This window comes from Pseudomonas sp. MF6755 (assembly GCF_016405635.1).
Lineage (GTDB): Bacteria > Pseudomonadota > Gammaproteobacteria > Pseudomonadales > Pseudomonadaceae > Aquipseudomonas > Aquipseudomonas haemolytica.
Map to the genome: position 1 here is coordinate 1 of NZ_JAEKDA010000026.1, position 21,781 is coordinate 21,781.

The window sequence follows — 21,781 nt, forward strand, 5'->3', positions numbered from 1 at the left end:
GTCCGGGTGGCGAAAACGTAAGAAATACTCGTCGAATTGATTGTTTTTTGATCATTTGGCGAGTTTAAAAGTTGCGCTAGGTGGTATGCCGGGGAAATACATGGCTACTTCAGACCATCCCTAGTGCCTGTTCTATACCACAATCTCAGAGTAATTATGTCGGTCTAAAATAGCGGACAAACCAGCATCAACGCGTGAGCGATGAAGATCAGTCAGAAGATTGTCGTGCACATATCGGTTGACTAGATGAACATAGTATTCAAGTGTAGTTCTAACATTAGTGTGGCCCAGCATTTTCCTGAGATCTTCATCGAGCGCTGCATCGTAAACAAAACTCCTTCCAAGTCTATTCTGGGCTTTCAACGCCTCATAAACAAAATATGTCGCACAGGTGTGCCTGAGCATTCGTGCATTGAATCGTATGGCTTTAAAATCAGTAGCGCTCTCGGAGTTCTTCGCTGCAGAAACCACCTTGCTAAAGTTATAACCAAGCATTCCATGAGTAACAACATCACCACGAGCGGAAAGAAACAAGTCGCTATTCCTTGGTGGAATGCCATGCTTAGCCTCATATAGCTTCGCTCGTTGCCGCCTTAAGGGTAAATAATACTCGCAAATAACTCTCCACAGCTTCCCTGGAAAGTCTATGGAACGCCATTTTCCCTTGGACCTAAAATAATAATAGATAGCTCCATTATCTAACCCTTCTGGGTACTCACCCTCATCATAAGGAATGAATCCATAATTTTCATTTTTCCCTCGGTAGGGCAATTGAAAAAGATCAATCGGTCTAAGCCCGGTAATTCGTATGATCGCTGCGATAATTTGATAAACAGGATCATTCATCACACCGAGAGCTATTTCATAATCAGTTTGCCTTACAAATTTCTGCATTTCTCGTTGATGCATTGCTGGTCTACCACTGGGCAGATTAAATCCCAAGGTAGTAACTTTAACCCCTGGGTTGATATGGGCCAGGAGTTTCTGGTCTTTCAGCATGTATCGGATATCAGTCCTACTGATATCCAAATAGTGTTTATAGCCCTGCCTTTCGGCCCACTGATAGAAGCTCCAGACCCTTGCCGCAATGTGATACATGGTTTTGTGAGACGGACCATCAGGAAGCGCATCCGTTGGAGATGCTATGTGAACAAGGAAGGCATCAAAAACATCCTCATCCACCAACTGCCAGTTCTGCGCACCAAATACAACTTCACCCCCTTCGATTGGGCTATCGTCCAACCACTGCAAAAACCTTCTCAGGATATTCGCATAGTTTCTTGTCGTTTCATCACTCCTTGAACGTATCTTCGAGACAGCCATCGCCCACATGGTCGGTGCTTCAAGGACGTTGTGATTATCATCAAAATAAATTCCTACGCGCGCTCGCATATAGCCAGAGTGGCTGGCCAAACCGTTTCCAAAATGAAGGATACACACAATTATTTTGGCCTCGATAAGGGGTACATCAGAAGTGACTTAGAAACATCACTTAAATACTGATTAAACTGACAAAGCGAAGCAGATAAATCAACTAACCGTAGCTCAAATTCCTCGTCATGAGTTGAACCATTCTGGGGAACACAATTAGTATCCGCACTGCGCGCATATAGAACACCATGTGCTCTTAATTCGGATTCTAGGTCACGAAGCAGAGCTACTACCTGTGAATTTTGATAAATTAAGCTCCGCTTAATCCCACATGCTTCAACAAGCTTTACTCTTGAAAGCCTAGTCATATCTGCTGAACCGTATTCCGCCCAGTCTCCCAAGCGACGTCGCTCTTCAACAAACGATTGGAAACGCTTCAGACCATTCACTGATTTCATGCCAAAATGATTGAGTCGAAATTTTCGCTGAATTGTATTTCTTCGAGCCGCGCAGCCGCACCTTTAATGGATAAAATATTCAATTCAAGAGCCGCACCATTGAACTGTTTTTCGGCCCTAGAGATACAGACATCAAGGCCTATACTAAATCGAACACAGTGCACAGGCACGTTAAATTCCTTCCTAATTCTAGAAATTAACAAACTCCGAATTGAAACTGTATCACTTGCTCCACTAACATATAAGGATACACCTGGAGTAGATGGCTTGTGGTTTTCAATCCAAGATGACTTGCCGCACATTGGAAGACCGAACATTATGTAGACTGTGGTAACAAGTGAAGATCGATTTTGATTAGATAACGAGTCCAGTTTCTCCAAAAAATTCAGAATGGCCTCAGATTCTGATACTGCATTAGGCACTTCCAAAATAATTTTTGAAGTAATAATTCCTGATACCGCAGGAGTTAATGATTCAGCAAGAGCCGCCTTGAGATCTGCACGCAAAATTGCGTTCTGATTCTTCTGATGAGTTAGCTCTTGAAGGACCTTAGCCTTCTCAACTTGCTTAGCTGGCTTTTCACTAGCCAACGCAAAGTAATATTGCACCCTCTCGATCAACTGATTATATGTGGTGTTAGCTCTCTCCCTTAGTAGGGATAACTGCTCCTCCAACTCTTTCAGTCGATGATGTATTTCTTGAGAGTTTTTGAGTGGTTGTTCGAAAACCACACTTGAATCCTCTACATCCCCCCCCGAATGAACTGTTCTTTTTATGACTTCCCTGACCTTCACCCAGTCAGGATCATGCTTTTGATTGATTGTTGCCCGAGCGACACCAGATAATTTAGCAACCTCCATCACGGATATTTTTTTTCGGCCGCCTCTGTGGAGCGCTGAAATAGTCCCATATACCCGGTTGAGCAGTTCTTGCTTAGCCATTCGCTACCTGCTTAAGGAAATTATGTGCCTCATCCCCTACAACCTCGTGAAGCCTCTTAAAAGCTTCAGCGATTCGTTTCTGCGAATACTCCTTCTGAGTCGCTCCACAGTACCTATGCTTAATCATATTATCGTGGAAAATTATCTCATTCTTTAATGATGGAACATTAGCCTCGACAAATGCAGCATATCTACAATTATATGGGTCACACGCAAACAAATTTGGATGAAGCCTCGACCCAGGGCTATCATTCTTAGCATCACAAGGTGACTCGCTGGTAAGTCCTGGCGTTCGCAAACAGATTGCAAGATTCGTTCTATGCAAAAGCTTCACACCTTCATCAAGCAAAGATGCGACATACTGACTTAAGCTTTCTTTCCCCGCGTTTTGCAATTTAGCCCTGAGTATTGGAGAAGAATTAGCAGTCTTGGCCAACCTTTTCCCGCCAATGCCCCCAATTTGACCAGAAATGACTCCTTGCAAAACTTCGACAAGAATCTCCGTATTTTCCTCAATCAAGGTAGCTTTGACTTCATCGTTCACGCCAGGTAAAGAAAGGATGTACTTTAGCGTCATTTTTAAGCTACGGTGAGAAAAAAGGCGTTTAATAATTTCTAGATTACGCGAGTCTTGATGAATTATATAAAGGGCTAGAGACTTCCGAAAACGATGTGGGTGTACTCTATATTGAATACCTAGGTTGCCTGCCACTCGATTGCAAGATCGCTCAATCCCAGTGGTCTGCGGAATGTTTCCAAAACTGAACTTTGGTATCTTGGCAAACAGATAGTCGTGCTTACCATAAGCACGAGCATCACGTCCCATTTCTACTACGACTTCAATTGCGTCCGCAGCAATTTTCGGAATAGGTATTGTTTTAATATCGCCCTGTGAAGAAATCGAAGTTTTGAAAACAGTATAAGTAAGCCAATATCCATCAGCCTTAAATGAAAGACAATCCACCTTAAGTCCAATGACCTCTGATCGACGCATGCCAGTCAGACAAAGAAGAAGTACGATACACGCATCTATCAGAGCTACAACGACGCTAATTACAGCTGCTTGATTTAAATACTGCCCCTCATCATTCTCATGCGTTCTTTCTTTGATTACTATTCCCCACCAGGGCATACCGTTATCTAGCAACTTTGGCTTATAATCCCTAAATCTTTCAACCCCCTCAACGGACGCCGTTGAAACACCAAAATTAATCGCGGCAAGCTTTTCGGGAGTCTCAAAAGCGCCTACTATCGTTGGTGCAAAGTTTTTATACAACCATAGGACATCAGCGCTATAGTTTTCAACAAATCCCACGCAGTATTTAAATATTTCTGCATAGTCATCGAGCGGAATTGGTTCGAAAGGTCGAGAGGACTCGTCGTATTCTCTTCTATATTTGGCGACAAGATCTTTAGTTACGTATGAATCGTATAGTGAGTACTCTGGCGGAAGCATACCCATCGATGACATGCCCTGCCAGAAGGACATTAAGTAACAGAACTCCCACTTAATTCCAGAGGTGGGAAGCGACTCTATATAGTGCTCCACACTCGACTTGGCCAAATCATTCACCGTCCTATAATCTGGTGAATTATCAGAACCTAAATATAGACCCTCGGCATGAAACAACCCGACAAGTCTTAATACTTTAGTTTTATCTGTCTCTAGAGATGTATAAGCATTAACACGACCATGAATTCCGAAATGCGGTACACGGTAAAATAGCAGCGCCCTAGCAATATTCACCCAATGTTCGTGCCCTACGCCACAAACATTCACACCATACATATTATCATAATCAAAATTGATTCGTATGGGGTATCCATAGGGTGAGGGGTAATCCCCAAAATCCCAAACCGGATCGCCGAAAGAGCTTCTAGGACTTACCCTAATATAACTCCACTCGCTCTTATCTATTTTTGAAAGATTGAGTATATTTACATTATCGAAAATGAGCCCAAGTGAAGAGTCGCCACTCAGAGCCTCATCATCTTCTTCAGCAGAGATAGGCTCTGACTCTTCCTCGTAATAACCCAGTCCACTTCTTATTTCTTCTAAAACTGCTTTTAATTGGTCACGTGTTGGAGTTGTCATGAGAGCCCTATCATTGTCAATGGCAGTGCATAGCAGTGATGTTTCGATTGATCTATTGCCTCCGCAATCTCAATCGGGTCCCCCCAGCCCTCTATAACCCCCTTCCACCCTAAATACTCAGCCCGATAGCTTTTCTCCCATTCTAAGGGATTTAACCGCTCCCTCAGACCGTCAAGGTCGGAAATTCTTCTTGCAATAAAAGGTAATGCTTCTTTGAAGATCACACACTGTGAGCATAACGGACAACGATTGAAGTAGTTGCACGGCGTATCCGTCCTAAGAAAACTTTCAGCGCCTGGCCAATCTGGTCGCCTTGAGTTTAGACAACTTGCAATGAATGTCTGACCTTCCGGAGAAAGCAACTGTATTACCGCATCTTCAGAAGAATTCAGCCTACCGACTAATGGTGCAACAACTGACCTTAGTTCTTCTTTGCTACCGCAACGTAGAGTGGCTTCACGCAGCTCAACCAAAGACACATCTGTAAGAAGATTTGCTGAGTAACTTCTAAAATCTTCTTCATGTTTTCTCTGAATCTTCCTTAGACGACCATTTAATATTTCTGCCGCCCCCCAGTCACTATCATAATGATTTACTGTGGTATCGAGATTCGAATGCCCCATCATTGCCGAAACCTCGTCAATATCTAAACCCTGTTCTCTCCGTCGAGTTTCATAGGTAGTTCGAAGACGTTTCGTTTCAATTCTGGGGGACTTGGTATCCGTATCCAATTTTATGCCGTGGCGAAGTAGAAACTCCGTTGAAGCGTGCCCAAAATTCGTAGTGGTTACGGGCGCGCATAAGCGACCAAACTTATTCCAAAGATTCTTCGAAATGACACACTGGAATAATTTACCCTTTAAATAATGAGGCGACGACAAATGCTTGGTTACTTCAGCGGCAACAAAGCGCAAGACCTGATACGCGCCAAACTTATCTCGCTTGTTTGATCTATGCATTTGGCTTTTGTCGGACCGTCCCTTGTACCCATAAATAATCACATAGTCATCATCCAGAAGGTCCTCCTCAATGTGGTCGTCTAGGTTATCGCTTATCGATACCACAACCTCAAAGTTCCAGCCCGTCTGCAACATCACGAAGAGAAAGAATGGGAATATAGTTCCCATTGTGAAAGCTACTCTGCTGAAGTATGCCATTTGACCTACTTCATAGGGTAGGTGCTCTGGCCCGACCCTCATATACATCAAGGCCGACCGTAATCTTTTTTCCAGCGTAGAATATTTTTTGTTTGTTCCGTGAGCGGTGTTTTTACTCCACTCAGAGGAAAAGAGATGTCCAGCTTCCTCGAAGCTCACTTGCATAGGCCAATCAGGATAAAGTCTTCCTACATTTGCAGTTGCAATTCGCCCAGATTCTTCTCGATCACAGCCATACTCCATCCCCCGTTCACTGACCTCAGTACCAACTACAGGGCGACCTTTAGCCGCCAGTTCATGGGCGCGGGCTCGGTAAATGCCCAGAAACTTCTCTATACTTATTCCATTTTCCCGTATGTAATATTTAACATCTCCAGTGATGCGTATGACCCACTCAAACCCCTTAACATGTGTCGCCTTGATCGACCCATTGGATCTTTTGGCCTGCTCATTCATAACTAGATCAAACATCAAGTTTTCTAATGAAAGATCGTATTCCAGCATTGGTTGCCCGTCTTTCACTAGACCTTTGTAACTCTCCATCCACTTCATAATAAACTTAATATCAACCAGGCATCCCTCTACAAGCTTATTATGAATCTCCCTGCTATATCCTTCTGTTACTTGCTCGTTCATCGCCGGTCCAAGTGGCCATTGAAACTCTTTGCCGACCCAGCCCTGCCCTTTATATTTATTTTTCAACGAGATGAATATATTTTTTAATGCACCGTATCTTTTTCTATTTACGGTGCGGCCTGGATACGAACGAATTAAAAATGACCTAAAATTCATGCATACCTGCCCATCGACATCAGCAACACCTTTGACTGATTTATTGATCGGCTCAGCGCTATTTAGAAACAGCACAAACTCTTGGATTGAGTAATAGATGTCTTGATGGGATTGATACGTGATCAATCTTTTTGCGGCATGGAGCTGCGCACCTATGAGTAACTGCTGAACAATTAATTTATGGTGCGGATACTCATTGACAAAATCGGTGAAGTCACGGACGAAGTCCTTGGTGCCAGTGGTCTTGTTTCGGACAAGCAACCCTTGAGCTGAAACATCCACTTGTCCCCTTGCAGTGCTTCTTTTTTGGATTGCTTGGGGGGTGTTTTCTGGCAGCTTGCGCTGGAGGAGCGGTCGTTCACTCGACTCAAGGGCAGACTTGGAGAAGGGTTTGCGTGGCATCTGACCTCCAATTGGATTGGGTCTTTAGCCAGCAATATCAAGCATCACTAGACAGTCTGGCCATACATTTTTGTTTCGACGATAACATGCTCGCAGCCGCGATAAGGGTTGATCGAGCGATCAAAGGGCAAGTCCGGCGAGTTGTTGCGGGTGATGATGGTCTTGGTCGTTTCGATACGTACTTCGGTGCCTTGAGTCTGGGGCACCTCCTGATACCAGCCGTCGTCCTCCGCCACGCTGACCGTAGGTGCGAACCGATTGTGCAGGTTGGTGGCGGTGCCCCGACCACGGGGCGGCAGCGGAGTAGACATGAAAACGCCTCAATACTGTTTTTATATACAGTATCGAGGCGCAGGGGTTCTGACCAGTGCCGTTTGGCGGTCAGCGAAGGATCAGTGTTTTTGCGTCACCTGCCCCAGGTCATCCCCCGACGTGGTGCGCATATCACTTTTGCGCAAGTTCGCCACATCACTGGCATTAACCGGTGCACCTTTGTTGCCCCAACTGCCACGGATGAAACTGACCACATCCGCCACTTCCTGGTCCGACAGGCGCCACGCGAACGCCGGCATGGTGAAGGTCGACGGCGCCGCATGGGTCGCCGGCAAGGTGCCGCCGTTCAACACAATGTTGATCAACGACGTGGCATCCGCCGTCTGCAATACCGGGTTGCCCGCCAGCGCCGGGAACACCCGCGTATAGCCATGGCCATCGGTGCGGTGGCAGGCCGCACAGTTGTCGATATACACCGATGCGCCCGGCTTGCTGTCATCACCTTTCCAGAGCGCCTCGGCTACCTGCTTGTCGTACTGGTGAGGCTGGTCCTTGGGGTCGACCGCCGGCAGGCTCTTGAGGTAACGAGCGATAGCGGTCAGGTCGTCTTGCGACATGTACTGCATACTGTGGACAACCACGTCGCTCATACCGCCGAATACCGCGCTGCGGTCACTGCGACCGGTCTTGAGAAACTGCACCAGTTGCTCTTCGCTCCAACTGCCGAGGCCGTCCTTGTGGTCACCGCGCAGGCTTTTCGCGATCCAGCCTTCCAGCGGTGCACTGCCGGACAGAAAAGCGTTGCCGTCTGTGGCACTCAGGGCTTTTTCCTGCATGGTCAGGGCGCGAGGCGTATGGCAGGCGCCGCAGTGGCCCAGACCTTCAACCAGATAAGCGCCACGACTGATCACCGGATCAGCAGCGGCTTGCGCCTGATGTTCCTCGACAGCGGGTGCGAACATCCAGCGCCAAGCCGCCAAAGGCCAACGCATGCTCAACGGCCAGGGTATATCGCTGTCCTTGTTCTCCTGGGCGACCGGCTCAACGCCCTTCATGAAATACGCATACAACGCCTGCATATCGCTGTCGCTGACACGCGCGTAAGACGGGTAGGGCATCGCCGGGTAAAGCGTACTACCGTTCTTGGCGACGCCATGACGCACGGCCTTGTCGAAATCCTCGTAGCTGTAGTCGCCCAGGCCGGTCTTGTCCGGGGTGATGTTGGTGGAATAGATCACACCGATGGGCGTTTCCATCGGCAGGCCGCCGGCGAAGGGTTTGCCACCTTTGGCGGTGTGGCAGGCCACGCAGTCACCAGCACGTGCCAGGTATTCACCTTGTTTGATCAAGTCGGTTTCGGCGGCGCTTACCGAGCAGCTGCTGAAGAGCGCCAGGGAGGCGATAACGAATGCTTTCATGGTCATCGCTCCTTATGCCTGAACCAGTGGGCCGGGGTTTTTCAGGTATTGCTCGCGGATAGCCCGAGCCGACCAATAGGTCAACGCTGCCACCAGGCCTGTAGGGTTGTAGCCCAAACCTTGTGGGAAGGCGGACGCACCCGGCACAAACACGTTGTGTACATCCCAGCACTGCAGGTAGCGGTTCAACGCGCTGGTTTTCGGGTCGGTACCCATGATCGCGCCACCGTTGAGGTGAGTGGTCTGGTACGAGGCGGTGTTGAAGTGATCACCGACCTTCTTGCCCAGTACGGCGATGGCCTTGGGGTTCATGGCTTGGGCGACCTTGCCCATTTTCTCGATCATGAAGCGGTTCATCTTGATGTCGTTTTCTTGCCAGTCGAAGGTCATGCGCAGCAGCGGCAGGCCGTAGGCATCGCGGTAAACCGGATCCAGATCCAGGTAGTTACTGCGATAAGACTGATGGGCACCGTGGGCATCCATCGACACCTGATGGGTGTAGTAATCCGCGGTGGCACGCTTCCAGGCGCTGCCCCAGGCCGGTGTGCCCGGTGGGTTGGAGGTACCGGCAATCGGCCGGCTGCCCGCCTGGTTGACCCACATCGGCGAACCACCCACGAACCCGTGAGGGCCATGGTCGAAGTTGTCGGCATTGAAGTCGTCGATGGCCACGCCATTGCCGCCCGCACCGATAAAATTGTTGGTGTGGGTGTCCTTGTCGAAGAACGCCTTGATGGTGCCCATGTTCTGGTAGGCAAAGTTCCTGCCCACCACGCCCTCATTGGTAATCGGGTCGTAGGGCTTGCCGATGCCCGACAGCAGCATCAGGCGCACGTTGTGGAATTGGAACGCGCCGAGGATCACCAAATCTGCCGGCTGCTCGCATTCGCGGCCCTGGGCGTCGATATAGGTCACGCCGGTGGCTTTTTTCTGGGTGCTGTCCAGGTTGACCTTGAGCACGTGGGAGTTGGGCCGCAGCTCGAAGTTCGGCACCTGGCGCAAGGCCGGCAGGATGTTCACGTTCGGTGATGCCTTGGAATACATGTAGCACACGTAACCACTGCAGAAACCGCAGAAGTTGCACGGGCCCATCTGCGCCCCGTACGGATTGGTGTACGGCCCGGAAGTGTTGGCCGACGGCAGGTTGTAAGGCTTGTAACCCACTTCAGTCGCTGCTTTCTGAAACAGCTGTGCGGAGACAGTGTTTTTCTGCGCCTCCAACGGGAAAGGGTTGGAGCGATCCGGCGCATACGGGTTGCCACCGCGGCCTTCGCCTACCAACTGGCCTTTGACGGTCCAGGCCTGGCCGGAGGTGCCGAAGACTTTTTCCGCATAGTCGAAAAACGGCTCGAGCTCTTCATAGCTGACGCCGAAATCCTGGATGGTCATGTCCTTGGGAATGAAGTTCTTGCCGTAGCGTTCTTCGTAATGGCTGCGCATGCGCAGTTCGATGGGGTCGACGCGAAAGTGTACGCCCGACCAGTGCAGGCCCGCGCCCCCTACGCCATTACCCGGCAGAAATGCACCCAACTGACGGTTGGGCAGGGCAACATCATTCACGCTATGGCGAATGGTCACCGTCTCTTTGGAGATGTCTTGGAACAGCTTCTTACGAACGCTGTAGGTCAATTCGTCGATGACCTGGGGATAGTTGCCGTCCGGATAGGTGTCCTGCATCGGGCCGCGCTCCAGCGCTACCACGTTGAGGCCCGCTTCCGTCAGCTCCTTGGCCATGATCGCGCCGGTCCAGCCGAAGCCCACAATCACCGCATCCACTTTCTTCATGATGGTCGCCACGTTTATGCCCTCTCGCCGCGAATGGAAACAGCCGGGAAGGGGTATTGCTCGTTGCGTTCCACCCAATCCATAAAGTCGGCGCGGGCGCCGGGGAAGCCGATCATGGTCCAGCCGACCATGCCTTTATTGCCGCCGTGGATCGGGTCGCAGAAGAAGCCTTCCTTGGTATTTTGCAGCAGGAGGTTAAAGAACATCTTTGGCGGTACAGCGTCGAAATGCGCCGTCACTTCGCTGCCGCCAGCCTCCAGGCGCCGCAGCATATCGTCTCGGGTAGCGCTGTCTTGCGCGGCAAAAACCTTACCGTTGAACGCCTTCGACCACGCATCCGTAGCGGCAATACCCAAGCGATAGATCTCCTTGGGCACTAATTTGCTCTGCCAGCCCATCTCTGGCGGCGCATCGGCATTGAACGGGCCTTGCATGAACCACAGGGCGCCGCTGGCATACGGTGTGTTCATCTGACGGTCGATGTATTCCGGCGCGCCAGCCTCCAAGGCGCCTGGGCCCTGGGCATCAGCGGGAATCAAGCGCTCGACAGCAGCGTTGATAAACGCCCATTCCTCGGCTGTGAAGTAGCTGGGCTCGTACGCTTTTTCACTCGCCGCAGGTTTGGCCGGCGCCGCCTGGGCCGGCTCCGGCGTGGCCATCAGCATCGAACCGCCAAGGCCGGTACTGGCAACCGTGACCACCGGGATCAAGGTCAAGGATTTGCGTAGAAAGTCACGCCGGGGGTTGTCTTGATCTTGATCAGACATGGGTACACCTCATCATGTGGTCACGGGTTTATCCGCCGCTTCTGGGAGCAACGTGAAGGTTTACCAAGCAATGGGATCCAAAAACATAGAACACACTGGCAAACAATAGTTACAAATGATAGCAGGCTAAGAATTGAGAAGACTCGATCCAGTGACAAAAAACACCGGATCAGATCGGATGAATCACGATTCTTTGACGAAGACCTCACGCGGCATTGACCCTGCGTAAGTGAATCTGCGACCCATCAGCCACTTCCTTATGCGGTCACAGAGTTCATGTTCAACACACGATTACTGCCCATTATCGGCCTGGCGGTCATGACCCTGTTCAACACACTTCAAGCACAAGCCGATGACGCTGCCTCGATCCGCTCGCCGGAATGGGCCCAACCGGTGGGTGACCAATACAACCTGCATCAAATGACGCCCACGCTCTATCGCAGCGCGTTACCGGACAGGGGTGCGCTGCCGGTATTGGAAAAACTCAAGATCGGTACGGTAATCAACTTTCTGCCGGAATCTGATTCGGCGTGGCTCAAGTCATCTGATATCAAACAGGTGCAGTTGAGTTATCGCACCAACCATGTCGACGACTCCGACGTGCTGGCGGCGCTTAGGGCGATCCAGGCAGCAGAAGCCGACGGGCCAGTGCTGATGCACTGCAAGCATGGCGCCGACCGCACCGGGCTGATGGCCGCGATGTATCGGGTGGTGATTCAGGGATGGAGCAAGGAAGACGCACTGAACGAGATGACGCTGGGCGGTTTCGGCAGCAGTAACGGCTTCAAGGATGGGGTCCGCTACATGATGAAGGCGGATATCGACAAAATACGCGCCGCTTTGGCCAATGGCGATTGCAGCACCAGTGCATTCGCGTTGTGCTCAATGAAGGACTGGGTGACCACGACGGGCAAGGAAGAGAAAAAACTGTAGGAGCGAGTTCGCCCCTACAGTGAGTCAGGTTTCAGTCTTTTTTGAGCTTCGGATTAGGAAAGAACTGCACCGCCTGCACCTTTGGATCAGCCGGCGCTTTCAATGCCGATGTATTAACCCGCGTGCCCAATTCCTTGGGCACCGAAAGCCCCTGATCATTGAGCGTATCGGTATAGCCGCAGGCCACACATTCGCGGTGCGGCACGCTGTCTTCGGTCCACATCTTCAACTTGTCCGGCTCGCTGCACGCCGGGCAGACCGCCCCGGCGATAAATTGCTTTTTGGTAATCACAGGCCCTTCGCTCATGCTGCCGCGTCCTCACTCAGGCCGCTGTGGCGCAGGAGTGCGTCAATCGACGGCGCCCGTCCGCGGAAGTCGACGAACAGCACCATCGGCGCCTGGGAACCCCCACGGGCCAGGATCGCTTCACGGAACGCTCGGCCCGTCTGGGCATTGAGCACGCCGTCTTCTTCGAACTTGGAGAACGCGTCAGCCGACAGCACTTCAGCCCACTTGTAGCTGTAGTAACCCGCCGCATAACCACCGGCGAAAATGTGCGCAAAGCTGTTGGGGAAGCGGTTGTAGGCCGGTGGGCGCATGACCGAGACTTCGTCGCGCACGCCCTCGAGCACCTGCGCCACGCTGCGACCATCGCCATGGGTGGCGTGCAGCTCAAAGTCGAACAGCGAGAACTCCAGTTGACGCACCATCATCAGGCCGGACTGGAAGTTTTTCGCCGCGAGCATTTTTTCCAGCAGGTCCTGGGGCAGTGGCTCGCCGGTTTCATAGTGGCCGGAAATCAGTGCCAGGCCTTCGGGCTCCCAGCACCAGTTCTCCATGAACTGGCTAGGCAGTTCCACCGCATCCCATGCCACGCCGTTGATACCGGATACGCCGGCATGTTCAACGCGGGTCAGCAGGTGATGCAGGCCGTGGCCGAATTCGTGGAACAGAGTGGTGACTTCATCGTGGGTCAGCAGCGCAGGCTTGCCGCTGTCGGCCGGAGTGAAGTTGCACACCAGGTTGGCGACGGGGCTTTGCAGCACGCCATCGACGGTGCGGCGGCGGTCACGGGCACCGTCCATCCAGGCACCGCCGCGCTTGTTGGCGCGGGCGTACAGGTCGAAGAAGAAGCGCCCGACGTGCTCGCCGTTTTCCTTGATTTCAAACAGGCGAACATCCGGGTGCCAAGTGTCGAAGCCTTTCTGTTCGGCGATCTCGATGCCATACAGGCGCTGCACAATGGCAAACAGACCGCCCAGCACCTTGTCGATGGGAAAGTAGGCACGCAGGGCTTCCTGGGACACGCTGTAGCGCTGTTCGCGCAGTTTTTCGCCGTAGAAACCACTGTCCCAGCTCTGCAGGTCGGCGCAGCCTTGTTCGGCGGCGTAGGCCTTGAGCTGTTGCAGATCCTGGGCGGCAAACGGCTTGCTGCGCTTGGCCAGGTCACGCAGGAAGCTCAGCACCTGGTCGCTGGACTCGGCCATTTTGGTCGCCAGACTCAGTTCGGAGAACGATGCGTAGCCCAACAACCGGGCCAGTTCCTGACGCAGGTCGAGGATCTGTTCCATCACCGGGCCGTTATCGTTCTGGCCGGCGTTCGGGCCTTGGTCCGACGCACGGGTGCAGTAGGCGGCGTAAACCTCTTCACGCAGGGAGCGGTCCTGGGCGTAGGTCATTACCGCGTAATAGCTTGGGAATTCCAAGGTGATCAGCCAGCCATCAAGGCCCTTGGCCTGGGCCGCGGCGGCCATTTGCGCTTTGGCCGAGTCGGTCAGGCCGGCGAGGGTGACTTCATCGGTGACGTGCTTGGTCCACGCCTGGGTGGCGTCCAGCAACTGGTTGGAGAACTTGCTGCCCAGCTCGGAAAGCTTGCTCTGCACTTCGGCATAGCGCTTTTGCTGCTCCGGCGGCAGATCGATGCCCGACAGACGGAAGTCGCGCAGGGCGTGTTCCAGAATGGTTTTTTGCGCCACATCGAAACCGCCAGCTTCGGGGCTGTTGGCCAGGGCTTCAAAGGCCTGGAACAGTTCACGGTTCTGGCCCATCTCGGTTGAGTAGGCACTCAATGCTGGCAGGCAAGCCTCGTAGGCTTCGCGCAGCTCGGCGCTGTTGCACACGGCATTGAGGTGGCTGACAGGGCTCCAGGCAGCCCCGAGGCGATCATTCAGCTCATCCATGGCGAGGACCAGACCGGCCCATGTCGGATTTTTACCCTGGCTTTGCAGGATGTCTGCGATAGCCACACGGTTGTCGGCGAGGATCTGTTCGATGGCCGGCTGGACGTGCTCGGCACGGATCGCCGAGAACGGCGGCAGGTCGTAGGACTGCAAAAGAGGGTTGTTCGCGCTCACGGTTGGCACCTTGGCTGAAGAAACATGTAAGAACAAAGATGGGGCCATCTTAATTACAATCAACACCCACCGCAGCTATCAGCAGAAGAGAGAGAGGCTATCGTGACCCTTCGCACCTATCAGAACCATACGCCAACCCTGGGCGCCGGGGCTTTTGTGGACATTTCGGCGGTGGTGATCGGCGATGTCGAAATCGGCACCGACAGCTCGGTTTGGCCGCTGACCGTGATCCGCGGCGACATGCACCGCATCCGCATTGGTGCGCGCACCAGCGTGCAGGACGGCTGCGTGCTGCACATTACCCATGCGGGGCCGTTCAATCCCGAGGGTTTCCCGCTGCTGATCGGCGACGACGTGACCATCGCCCACAAGGTCATGCTGCATGGCTGCACCGTGGGTAACCGCATCCTGATCGGCATGGGCAGCATTGTGATGGATGGTGCCGTGGTGGAGGACGACGTAATTATCGGCGCCGGCAGCCTGGTGCCGCCAGGCAAGAAACTCGACAGTGGGTTTTTGTACGTGGGCAGCCCGGTTAAACAGGCCCGCGCACTGACTGACAAAGAGCGTGCCTTTTTCACCTACAGCGCCGCGAACTACGTGAAGCTCAAGGACCTGCACCTGGCTGAAGGATTCGATCAATGACTCTGAACTACCCAACCGTCCTGTTCGACCTGGACGGCACGCTCACCGACCCGCGTGAGGGCATTACCCGTTCGATCCAGTATGCCCTTGGCAAACTGGGCATCGACGAGCCCGACCTGACCAAACTCGAACACTTCATCGGCCCACCCTTGCTGCAGGCGTTCATGCAGTTCTACGGCTTCGACGAGGCCAAGGCGTGGGAAGCAGTGAATTTCTATCGCGAGCGTTTCAAGGTCACCGGGCTGTATGAAAACCGTGTATTCGACGGCGTCATGCCATTGTTGGAAGAATTGAACAGCCAAGGGCGCCAGTTGTACGTGGCTACCTCCAAACCGTGGGAATTTGCCCGTGAGATTGCGCGGCATTTCGACTTTGCCAAGCACTTCAAGGTGATCTACGGCAGCGAGCTGGACGGCACGCGCACCAACAAGGTCGAGTTGATCGCCCACTTGATGCGTGAGGAAGGGCTGGACCCGGCCACCACTTTGATGATCGGTGATCGCAAGCATGACCTGATCGGCGCACGCAGTAACGGGTTGGATTCGGCAGCGGTAGGGTATGGGTTTGGCAGTTTTGAAGAGTTGAATGCCGAGGCGCCGACCTGGCATTTCGAGACGTTGGCACAGATGCACCAGGCATTTTTGCAGCGTTCTTGAAACCGCTATCGGGGGCAAGCCCCTCCCACAGTTGGCCTGTGTACACCGCTCAAAATGTGGGAGGGGGCTTGCCCCCGATGAGGCCCTAACGGCCAACCCCTTCCAACTGCCTCAACGCCGCCTTGCGCTGCACCACCGGCAACCCGCCCAACCTCTCCACAGCCGCATAAAACCTCACCCAATTCCCACCTTCCTGTGCAAACAACGCCGCAAACGCCGGCACCCATTGGTCATACAGCCCGAATGGCAATAACCGCGCATTGTTCATCGGTTGGTTGATCCAGGCGTCATAACGCTTGTCGCCGCCCCAATGGCTATCACGCATCTGCCGGTATTCATTGCGCAAGTGCTCGAACCGCGCCGCCTTGGCACGCCGCATCACGTCCACTGCCAACGGCTGCGCGTACAACGCATCCAGGCGTTTGCGGGTATCGAGAATCAGCCGGATAAATTGATCACGTTGCTTCAACGCCGCATCACTGACAGGTGGCAAGCCGCGTGCCGCACGCCATTGGCGGGTGCCTTCCTGCTCGACGAAATTGGCATAAGACTCGTTGAACTCGGTGTCGTCCTTCACATAAAAGCGCTGATGCGCCAGCTCATGAAAGATCAGCGTAGCGAGGCGCTCATCGCCCCAGCTCATCATCGAACTCATGATCGGGTCGTTGAACCAGCCCAAGGTTGAATAGGCCTCGACGCCACCAATCGACACGTCCAGGCCTTGTTGTCGCAGCAGCGCCGCCTCGCCGCGCGCCGCGCCTTGGTTGTAGTAGCCGCGATAGGCGACGCAACCGGCGATGGGAAAGCAGTGGTTTTCCGGAGACAGAGAAAATTCCTGCGTGGCAAAGACATTCCAGACCACGTAGGGCCGGCCGATATCGGCGTATAGCCGGTAACTTTGATTGTCAGGCAAATGCAGGTGCTCGCTGGCAAAGGTACGAGCTTTTTGCGATTGAGCGAGGTGCTCGCGCAGTAATTGAGGCCGAGAGGGGTCTGCGATGACCTCGGCAACCGGCTCCCGCGCCCGCAACAGCTGCCACTGACCGCTGGCCAACTGGCTGTAATAACTGACGCTGGAGCAGCCGCTGAGTAGCACAACCATCAACCCTGGAAGAAAACGCCTGATCATGCCCCAACTGCTCCCGGGTGATTTGTTCGCCAGACTATCGCGCTTGAAGGGGATTTTTCCACGGCGCGGCATGTTTATACTCAAAGCTCTCCTCGCGTTGAGTACCTGCCATGCGTCAGTTTCTGTTGCCAATCGCCGCCCTGTTGCTCAGCGCTTGCGCCTCGACCCCGATCCCACCCGTTGACCCGCAGCAGGCCTGGGTCGACTTCACCACGCCGACACCGGGTTCCAAGTTGGTCATGGCTCAGCGCCTGGATGGGAAAAACCTCGACGACGGGCGCTATTTCCAAATGCCCCCCGGCGCTCACGAACTGATGGTGCGCTTTGACTTTGAAGTGCCCGCCGGGGGCGGCCTGGGCGGCCTCAGCCAGATGATGTATCGAACCTGCTTCATGACCCTGCAGTACGACCATTTCCAGGCAGGCCAGCGCTATGTGCTCGAAGGCCGCTCGCTGGCGTTCACGCCCAACATCCGCCTGTACGACTCAACACGGCAGTTGCTGGCCGAGGAGCGCAGCGTGAACTGCATCTGAGTCAGTCGTTGTTTTTCTGGTAGATGATGCGCTTGGTACCGTTTTCGCAAGAACCGACAATCATGGCTTCGTCATGGTTCTTGGCTTCTTCGGCAGTGATAATTTCCAGGGTGTAGGACGGAATCGCCTTGGCCTGGATCTTCACTTCAATTTCCTTCCTGAGCTCTTCACAATCTTTTGGAGCGGCCACGGCCGAAGTGGCCAATACACCGCAGATGATCGCCAAGGCAAAACGTTTCATGTGTGTAGCTCCCTGAATGCATGCGCACGAGTGTGCACCTAAGGCTGCATAGGCTATAGGACCACATAGGGGAAACACGAGTTCTGATTTAACGCAGAACTAAATGAGAAGAGGGCAAGCCCCCCTCCCACACAGGAAGTGCAGTATTAATTAACCAGCGTGCCATCCAACGTGATGGTCGCATTCAATACCTTGGAAACCGGGCACCCTTCCTTGGCCTTTTTGCTCAGCTCATCGAACTGCGCCTGGCTCGCGCCTGGGATCTTGGCTTTCAGGATCAGGTGCACCGCAGTAATCGCAAAGCCGCCATCGACTTGATCCAGGGTCACTTCGGCCTGGGTGTCGATGCTGTCTGCCTTGAGCCCGGCATCGCCGAGAATCATGGAAAACGCCATGGAGAAACACCCGGCGTGAGCCGCGCCGATCAGTTCTTCAGGGTTGGTGCCTTTACCGCCCTCGAAACGGGCCTTGAAGCCGTAGGGCGCTTCGCGTAGCACGCCGGTTTCCGTCGAAATGGAACCCAGGCCAGTCTTCAGATCACCTTCCCAATGCGCGGATGCCTTTTTAACGATACTCATAGCTTTCTCCTCGAACGGTGGTTTTGTGTCAGTAAGGTTCTGAGGATAGACGCACCGGCAAAGTTCATCTTGTCGGAGAAACCTAGCGATACAGTAGGAAATTTCGGAGTACTCTATTGAATCTCGGGTATATGCCCTCATTGCATAGAGCATGCACATGCAGCGGCAGGTTTTGGCTCGTCTACAAAAGCCTGTGCGCGCCCATTGGAGAAGCAGGCTTATGAAATCGCTGTCCGACGTAAAGTTTTCGACCCTCGACCTGGTGCCCGTGCGCGCCAATGGCAGTCCGGCACAATCGCTGCGCAATTCCCTGGACCTGGCCCAACACGTGGAAAAGTTCGGCTACCACCGCTTCTGGGTGGCTGAGCACCACAATATGGACGGCATCGCCAGTTCGGCCACCTCGGTACTGCTCGGCTACCTGGCCGGTGGTACCTCGACCATCCGCGTGGGTTCCGGCGGGGTGATGCTGCCTAACCACGCACCGCTGGTGATCGCTGAGCAATTCGGCACGCTGGAAAGCCTCTACCCCGGGCGCATCGACCTGGGCTTGGGCCGCGCCCCCGGTTCCGACCAGATGACCGCCCGCGCCCTGCGCCGTGAACGCTCCGGCAGTGCCGATGACTTTCCCGAAGACGTGGCCGAGCTGATGGCGTACCTGGGCCCACGTACGCCCGACCAACGGGTTATCGCTGTACCGGGCACCGGCACCAATGTGCCAGTGTGGCTGCTGGGCTCAAGCCTGTTCAGTGCACAATTGGCCGGCGAGCGTGGTTTGCCCTATGCCTTCGCCTCCCATTTCGCACCGCGCTTGATGCATGAGGCGATTCGCGTGTACCGCAATCACTTCAAGCCTTCGGCCGTGTTGGACAAACCCTACGTGATGCTCGGCGTTCCACTGGTGGCAGCGGATACCGATGAACAGGCCGATTACCTGGCCACCTCGGTGTACCAACGCATCCTCGCGCTGATGCGCGGCCAGAGCCTGGTGCAGCGCCCACCGGTAAAAACCATGGACGGCCTGTGGTTGCCCCATGAAAAAGACGCAGTCGGTAGCTTCCTTGGTTTAGCCATGGTGGGCAGCCCGGCGAAGATCCGCGCCAAGCTGGAGGTGTTGATCGAGCAGACCGGCGCCGATGAACTGATCTTCACCTGCGACCTGTACGAGCACGCCGACCGGATTCATTCCTACGAGCTGCTGGCGCAGGTGATGAAAGGCTGAATGCCAGGCGAAAAAAAACGACGCACCGGTGCGTCGTTTTTATGTCTGCAACACGGGATTAACCGCGCTTGTAGACGATTTCCTTGGTGTCGCCGCCGCACGTACCCACGACCTCACCACCCGCTGCGGCGCCTTTATCTACGATTTCCAGAGAGTAATGCGGTACGCCCTTGGCATCGATTTTCGCTGCGATCTCGCCTTTCAGCTCCTCACAGTCCTTGGCTGCCAGGGCCGTACCCGCAATGCTCAACAAACCTACCGCCAGCAGAAACTTCTTCATCCGTTACTTTCCTTGCGCTGATCAAAAAGAGCGTGCCGACGCTCATCGCATCGGCACCCGTTGTTTGTAGCGCAGGTTATGGCAATCGGCCAGCGGGCAAAGTTCAATTCACCCGATCAACTACTGGCAATTCGGAATCCCACTTTAAGCGTGACCTGGAAGTGCGCAGCCTTGCCGTCCTTGATGTGCCCGCGGGTTTCGGTCACCTCGAACCATTCCAGATGCTTGATGCTTTTGTTGGCTTCAGCCAGGGCATTGTTGATTGCGTCTTCGATGCTGGTGGTGGAAGAGCCCACCAGTTCGACTTTCTTGTAGGTGTGATGATCACTCATGGCGTTTCTCCTAGGGGGTCGTTAATCAAGACTAGCAGTGAATGTTCTTACTGCTTCTGGCGACCGTTGGGAGGCGAAAGTTCAGAATTACTGCACTTTCTGAAACCGCCGCAGTCGGTATCTACACACGCCACTCAATCACTTCAGGAGATGTCCAAATGGCCAACACTTCTTTACGCAAAGCGTCGCTGGAAAGCATGGAAGCCGAGATTTCGAGCCTGCTCAAATCCCTTGAGAGCCTCAAGGATGACGCGTCCGATGAGTCGCGCAAAACGCTGAAGGCCCTGAAAAGCAATGCCGAGAACGCCCTCAAGCACTCTCGTCACCTGATCAGCGACGCTTACGAAGAAAGCAAAGTCAAAATCCGCGAAACCGGTGCTGCCACCCGGGACTACGCACAAGAGCACCCTTGGACTACCGCAGGCGTCGCCGTTGGCGCGCTGGGCCTGCTGGCGGCTTACCTGCTGTGCAAACGCGGTGACTGATTGACCGGTTATAGCGGTTGGCGCAACAGCTCAGCCTTGAGCCATTGCGCCAACTGCCCAGCGCGCCCATCTGCGGCGCGCTTGGGTAGCCACAACGCCAGATGCGCCGGGGTTTCACTGAAACCCCACGGCGCCACCAGGCGACCCGCACGCAGGTCCTCTGCCACCAGCGGTTCTGGCGCGATCGCCACCCCCAACCCTGCAACGGCCGCCTCCAGCAAATAATACAAGTGCTCAAACCCCTGGCCGAGTTTCAACGCGCCCGGCTCGATGCCATGTTGCCGCGCCCAACTGGGCCAGGCTTGCGGCCGAGACGTGGTGTGCAGCAACGCTTCACCCATCAACGCCAATGCCGGTGCCTCACGCAGTTGTTCATAACCAGAAAAGCGTGGGCTCAGCACCGGGCCGATACGCTCGCTGGTCAGTTCATACACCTGCATATCCGCCGGCCACGGTGGCTCGGCAAATACCAACAAGGCATCCAACCCAGGGCGACGAGGATCCAGATCGCCTTCACCTGCCGACAGGTGCAGGCGCAAGTCGGGCAAATCTGCATTCAAGCGCCCCAGGCGCGGAATAAACCAACGCGCCAGCAAACTGCCCGAACACCCCAGCACGAAAGGTGCATCGGCGCTGCTCTGGGTGAGCTCAGCGCACACGTCCCGCAAACGCTCGAACGCCTCCGCGCTGGTATCCCGCAGCCGCACGCCCGCATCTGTGAGTTTAAGGCCACGCCCCTCCTTGACGAACAGGCTCACACCCAAGTGTTCTTCAAGCACTTTCAACTGGCGACTCACCGCGCCGTGGGTCACGTGCAGTTGCTCCGCAGCCTGGCTGACGCTGTTGAGGCGGGCAGTGGCTTCGAATGCGCGCAAGGCATTGAGGGGCGGGAGGTCGCGGCTCATGCGTGAGTTTTCCTGACAGGTTACGGCG

The 21,781-nt window shown here is 54.0% G+C and carries 21 protein-coding genes and 1 pseudogene; 6 read left to right on the forward strand and 16 right to left on the reverse strand.

Annotation, left to right across the window (positions count from 1 at the left end; translation table 11 throughout):
* Positions 1 to 132 precede the first annotated feature (132 nt).
* The 8 genes and pseudogenes from JFT66_RS26990 to JFT66_RS27025 form a co-directional block, all read right to left on the reverse strand.
* Entirely contained in the window at positions 133 to 1,413 is a 1,281-nt protein-coding gene (locus JFT66_RS26990; protein WP_169882235.1) for a tyrosine-type recombinase/integrase, read from the reverse strand.
* Positions 1,414 to 1,825: 412 nt separating this feature from the next.
* The gene (locus JFT66_RS26995; RefSeq protein ID WP_058410472.1) at positions 1,826 to 2,770 is read right to left on the reverse strand and encodes a hypothetical protein; all 945 of its coding nucleotides are present in this window, start codon (positions 2,768 to 2,770) and stop codon (positions 1,826 to 1,828) included.
* Positions 2,763 to 4,865, reverse strand: a complete 2,103-nt coding sequence (locus tag JFT66_RS27000; RefSeq protein WP_033988177.1) for a tyrosine-type recombinase/integrase — start codon at positions 4,863 to 4,865, stop codon at positions 2,763 to 2,765. Before JFT66_RS27000 ends, JFT66_RS26995 begins: the two co-directional genes overlap by 8 nt.
* Positions 4,862 to 7,216: a site-specific integrase gene (locus JFT66_RS27005; RefSeq protein ID WP_198860483.1), complete on the reverse strand. Its 2,355-nt coding sequence runs from the start codon at positions 7,214 to 7,216 to the stop codon at positions 4,862 to 4,864. Before JFT66_RS27005 ends, JFT66_RS27000 begins: the two co-directional genes overlap by 4 nt.
* An 86-nt stretch (positions 7,217 to 7,302) precedes the next feature.
* Positions 7,303 to 7,527: pseudogene (locus tag JFT66_RS27010) on the reverse strand (PA0069 family radical SAM protein); the annotation flags it as partial.
* An 81-nt stretch (positions 7,528 to 7,608) separates the two neighbouring features.
* A complete protein-coding gene (locus tag JFT66_RS27015) occupies positions 7,609 to 8,907 on the reverse strand; it encodes a cytochrome c (protein ID WP_198860485.1) in 1,299 nt (432 codons plus the stop codon).
* 12 nt (positions 8,908 to 8,919) lie between these two features.
* Positions 8,920 to 10,704: a GMC family oxidoreductase gene (locus JFT66_RS27020; protein ID WP_034116629.1), complete on the reverse strand. Its 1,785-nt coding sequence runs from the start codon at positions 10,702 to 10,704 to the stop codon at positions 8,920 to 8,922.
* A gap of 2 nt (positions 10,705 to 10,706) precedes the next feature.
* Entirely contained in the window at positions 10,707 to 11,459 is a 753-nt protein-coding gene (locus tag JFT66_RS27025; protein WP_034116628.1) for a gluconate 2-dehydrogenase subunit 3 family protein, read from the reverse strand.
* A 276-nt stretch (positions 11,460 to 11,735) separates the two neighbouring features.
* Between JFT66_RS27025 and JFT66_RS27030 the strand changes: the two genes are divergently transcribed.
* Entirely contained in the window at positions 11,736 to 12,392 is a 657-nt protein-coding gene (locus tag JFT66_RS27030; protein ID WP_034116627.1) for a dual specificity protein phosphatase family protein, read from the forward strand.
* A 31-nt stretch (positions 12,393 to 12,423) separates the two neighbouring features.
* Here JFT66_RS27030 and JFT66_RS27035 read toward each other — a convergent pair whose 3' ends face one another.
* Positions 12,424 to 12,699 carry a YheV family putative zinc ribbon protein gene (locus JFT66_RS27035; RefSeq protein ID WP_017528719.1) on the reverse strand — a complete coding sequence of 92 codons (276 nt, stop codon included), beginning with the start codon at positions 12,697 to 12,699 and terminating at the stop codon, positions 12,424 to 12,426.
* Positions 12,696 to 14,747, reverse strand: a complete 2,052-nt coding sequence (gene prlC / locus JFT66_RS27040) for an oligopeptidase A (protein ID WP_332875127.1) — start codon at positions 14,745 to 14,747, stop codon at positions 12,696 to 12,698. The genes JFT66_RS27035 and prlC overlap by 4 nt, the downstream gene beginning before the upstream one ends.
* Before the next feature lie 102 nt (positions 14,748 to 14,849).
* On the opposite strand from prlC, the gene JFT66_RS27045 reads away from it, so the two are divergent.
* Positions 14,850 to 15,392: a gamma carbonic anhydrase family protein gene (locus JFT66_RS27045; protein ID WP_162524788.1), complete on the forward strand. Its 543-nt coding sequence runs from the start codon at positions 14,850 to 14,852 to the stop codon at positions 15,390 to 15,392.
* A complete protein-coding gene (locus JFT66_RS27050; RefSeq protein ID WP_034116624.1) occupies positions 15,389 to 16,048 on the forward strand; it encodes an HAD family hydrolase in 660 nt (219 codons plus the stop codon). The genes JFT66_RS27045 and JFT66_RS27050 overlap by 4 nt, the downstream gene beginning before the upstream one ends.
* A gap of 85 nt (positions 16,049 to 16,133) precedes the next feature.
* Here the strand turns inward: JFT66_RS27050 and JFT66_RS27055 are convergent, their stop codons facing one another.
* Positions 16,134 to 17,177, reverse strand: coding sequence for an aminopeptidase (locus tag JFT66_RS27055; protein WP_198860487.1), 1,044 nt, complete (start codon positions 17,175 to 17,177; stop codon positions 16,134 to 16,136).
* Between the two features lie 110 nt (positions 17,178 to 17,287).
* Between JFT66_RS27055 and JFT66_RS27060 the strand changes: the two genes are divergently transcribed.
* Positions 17,288 to 17,710, forward strand: a complete 423-nt coding sequence (locus JFT66_RS27060) for a PA0061/PA0062 family lipoprotein (protein ID WP_153837272.1) — start codon at positions 17,288 to 17,290, stop codon at positions 17,708 to 17,710.
* 1 nt (position 17,711) lies between these two features.
* Here JFT66_RS27060 and JFT66_RS27065 read toward each other — a convergent pair whose 3' ends face one another.
* The gene (locus JFT66_RS27065) at positions 17,712 to 17,951 is read right to left on the reverse strand and encodes a DUF1161 domain-containing protein (RefSeq protein WP_003187312.1); all 240 of its coding nucleotides are present in this window, start codon (positions 17,949 to 17,951) and stop codon (positions 17,712 to 17,714) included.
* 146 nt (positions 17,952 to 18,097) lie between these two features.
* On the reverse strand, positions 18,098 to 18,529 hold the full coding sequence (locus tag JFT66_RS27070) for an OsmC family protein (RefSeq protein ID WP_003170750.1): 432 nt from the start codon (positions 18,527 to 18,529) through the stop codon (positions 18,098 to 18,100).
* Positions 18,530 to 18,749: 220 nt separating this feature from the next.
* On the opposite strand from JFT66_RS27070, the gene JFT66_RS27075 reads away from it, so the two are divergent.
* Positions 18,750 to 19,751 carry an LLM class flavin-dependent oxidoreductase gene (locus tag JFT66_RS27075; protein ID WP_198860488.1) on the forward strand — a complete coding sequence of 334 codons (1,002 nt, stop codon included), beginning with the start codon at positions 18,750 to 18,752 and terminating at the stop codon, positions 19,749 to 19,751.
* Between the two features lie 58 nt (positions 19,752 to 19,809).
* Here the strand turns inward: JFT66_RS27075 and JFT66_RS27080 are convergent, their stop codons facing one another.
* Entirely contained in the window at positions 19,810 to 20,031 is a 222-nt protein-coding gene (locus tag JFT66_RS27080; protein WP_198860489.1) for a DUF1161 domain-containing protein, read from the reverse strand.
* A gap of 116 nt (positions 20,032 to 20,147) precedes the next feature.
* Positions 20,148 to 20,363 (reverse strand): dodecin, encoded by a 216-nt coding sequence (locus JFT66_RS27085; protein WP_005783406.1) that lies wholly within the window; start codon positions 20,361 to 20,363, stop codon positions 20,148 to 20,150.
* Between the two features lie 158 nt (positions 20,364 to 20,521).
* Here JFT66_RS27085 and JFT66_RS27090 point away from each other — a divergent pair, with 158 nt between their 5' ends.
* Positions 20,522 to 20,848, forward strand: coding sequence for a DUF883 family protein (locus JFT66_RS27090; protein WP_016969656.1), 327 nt, complete (start codon positions 20,522 to 20,524; stop codon positions 20,846 to 20,848).
* Positions 20,849 to 20,856: 8 nt separating this feature from the next.
* On the opposite strand, the gene JFT66_RS27095 is transcribed toward JFT66_RS27090, so the two are convergent.
* Complete coding sequence (locus tag JFT66_RS27095) at positions 20,857 to 21,753, reverse strand: LysR family transcriptional regulator (RefSeq protein ID WP_198860490.1); 897 nt, start codon at positions 21,751 to 21,753, stop codon at positions 20,857 to 20,859.
* Positions 21,754 to 21,781 lie beyond the last annotated feature (28 nt).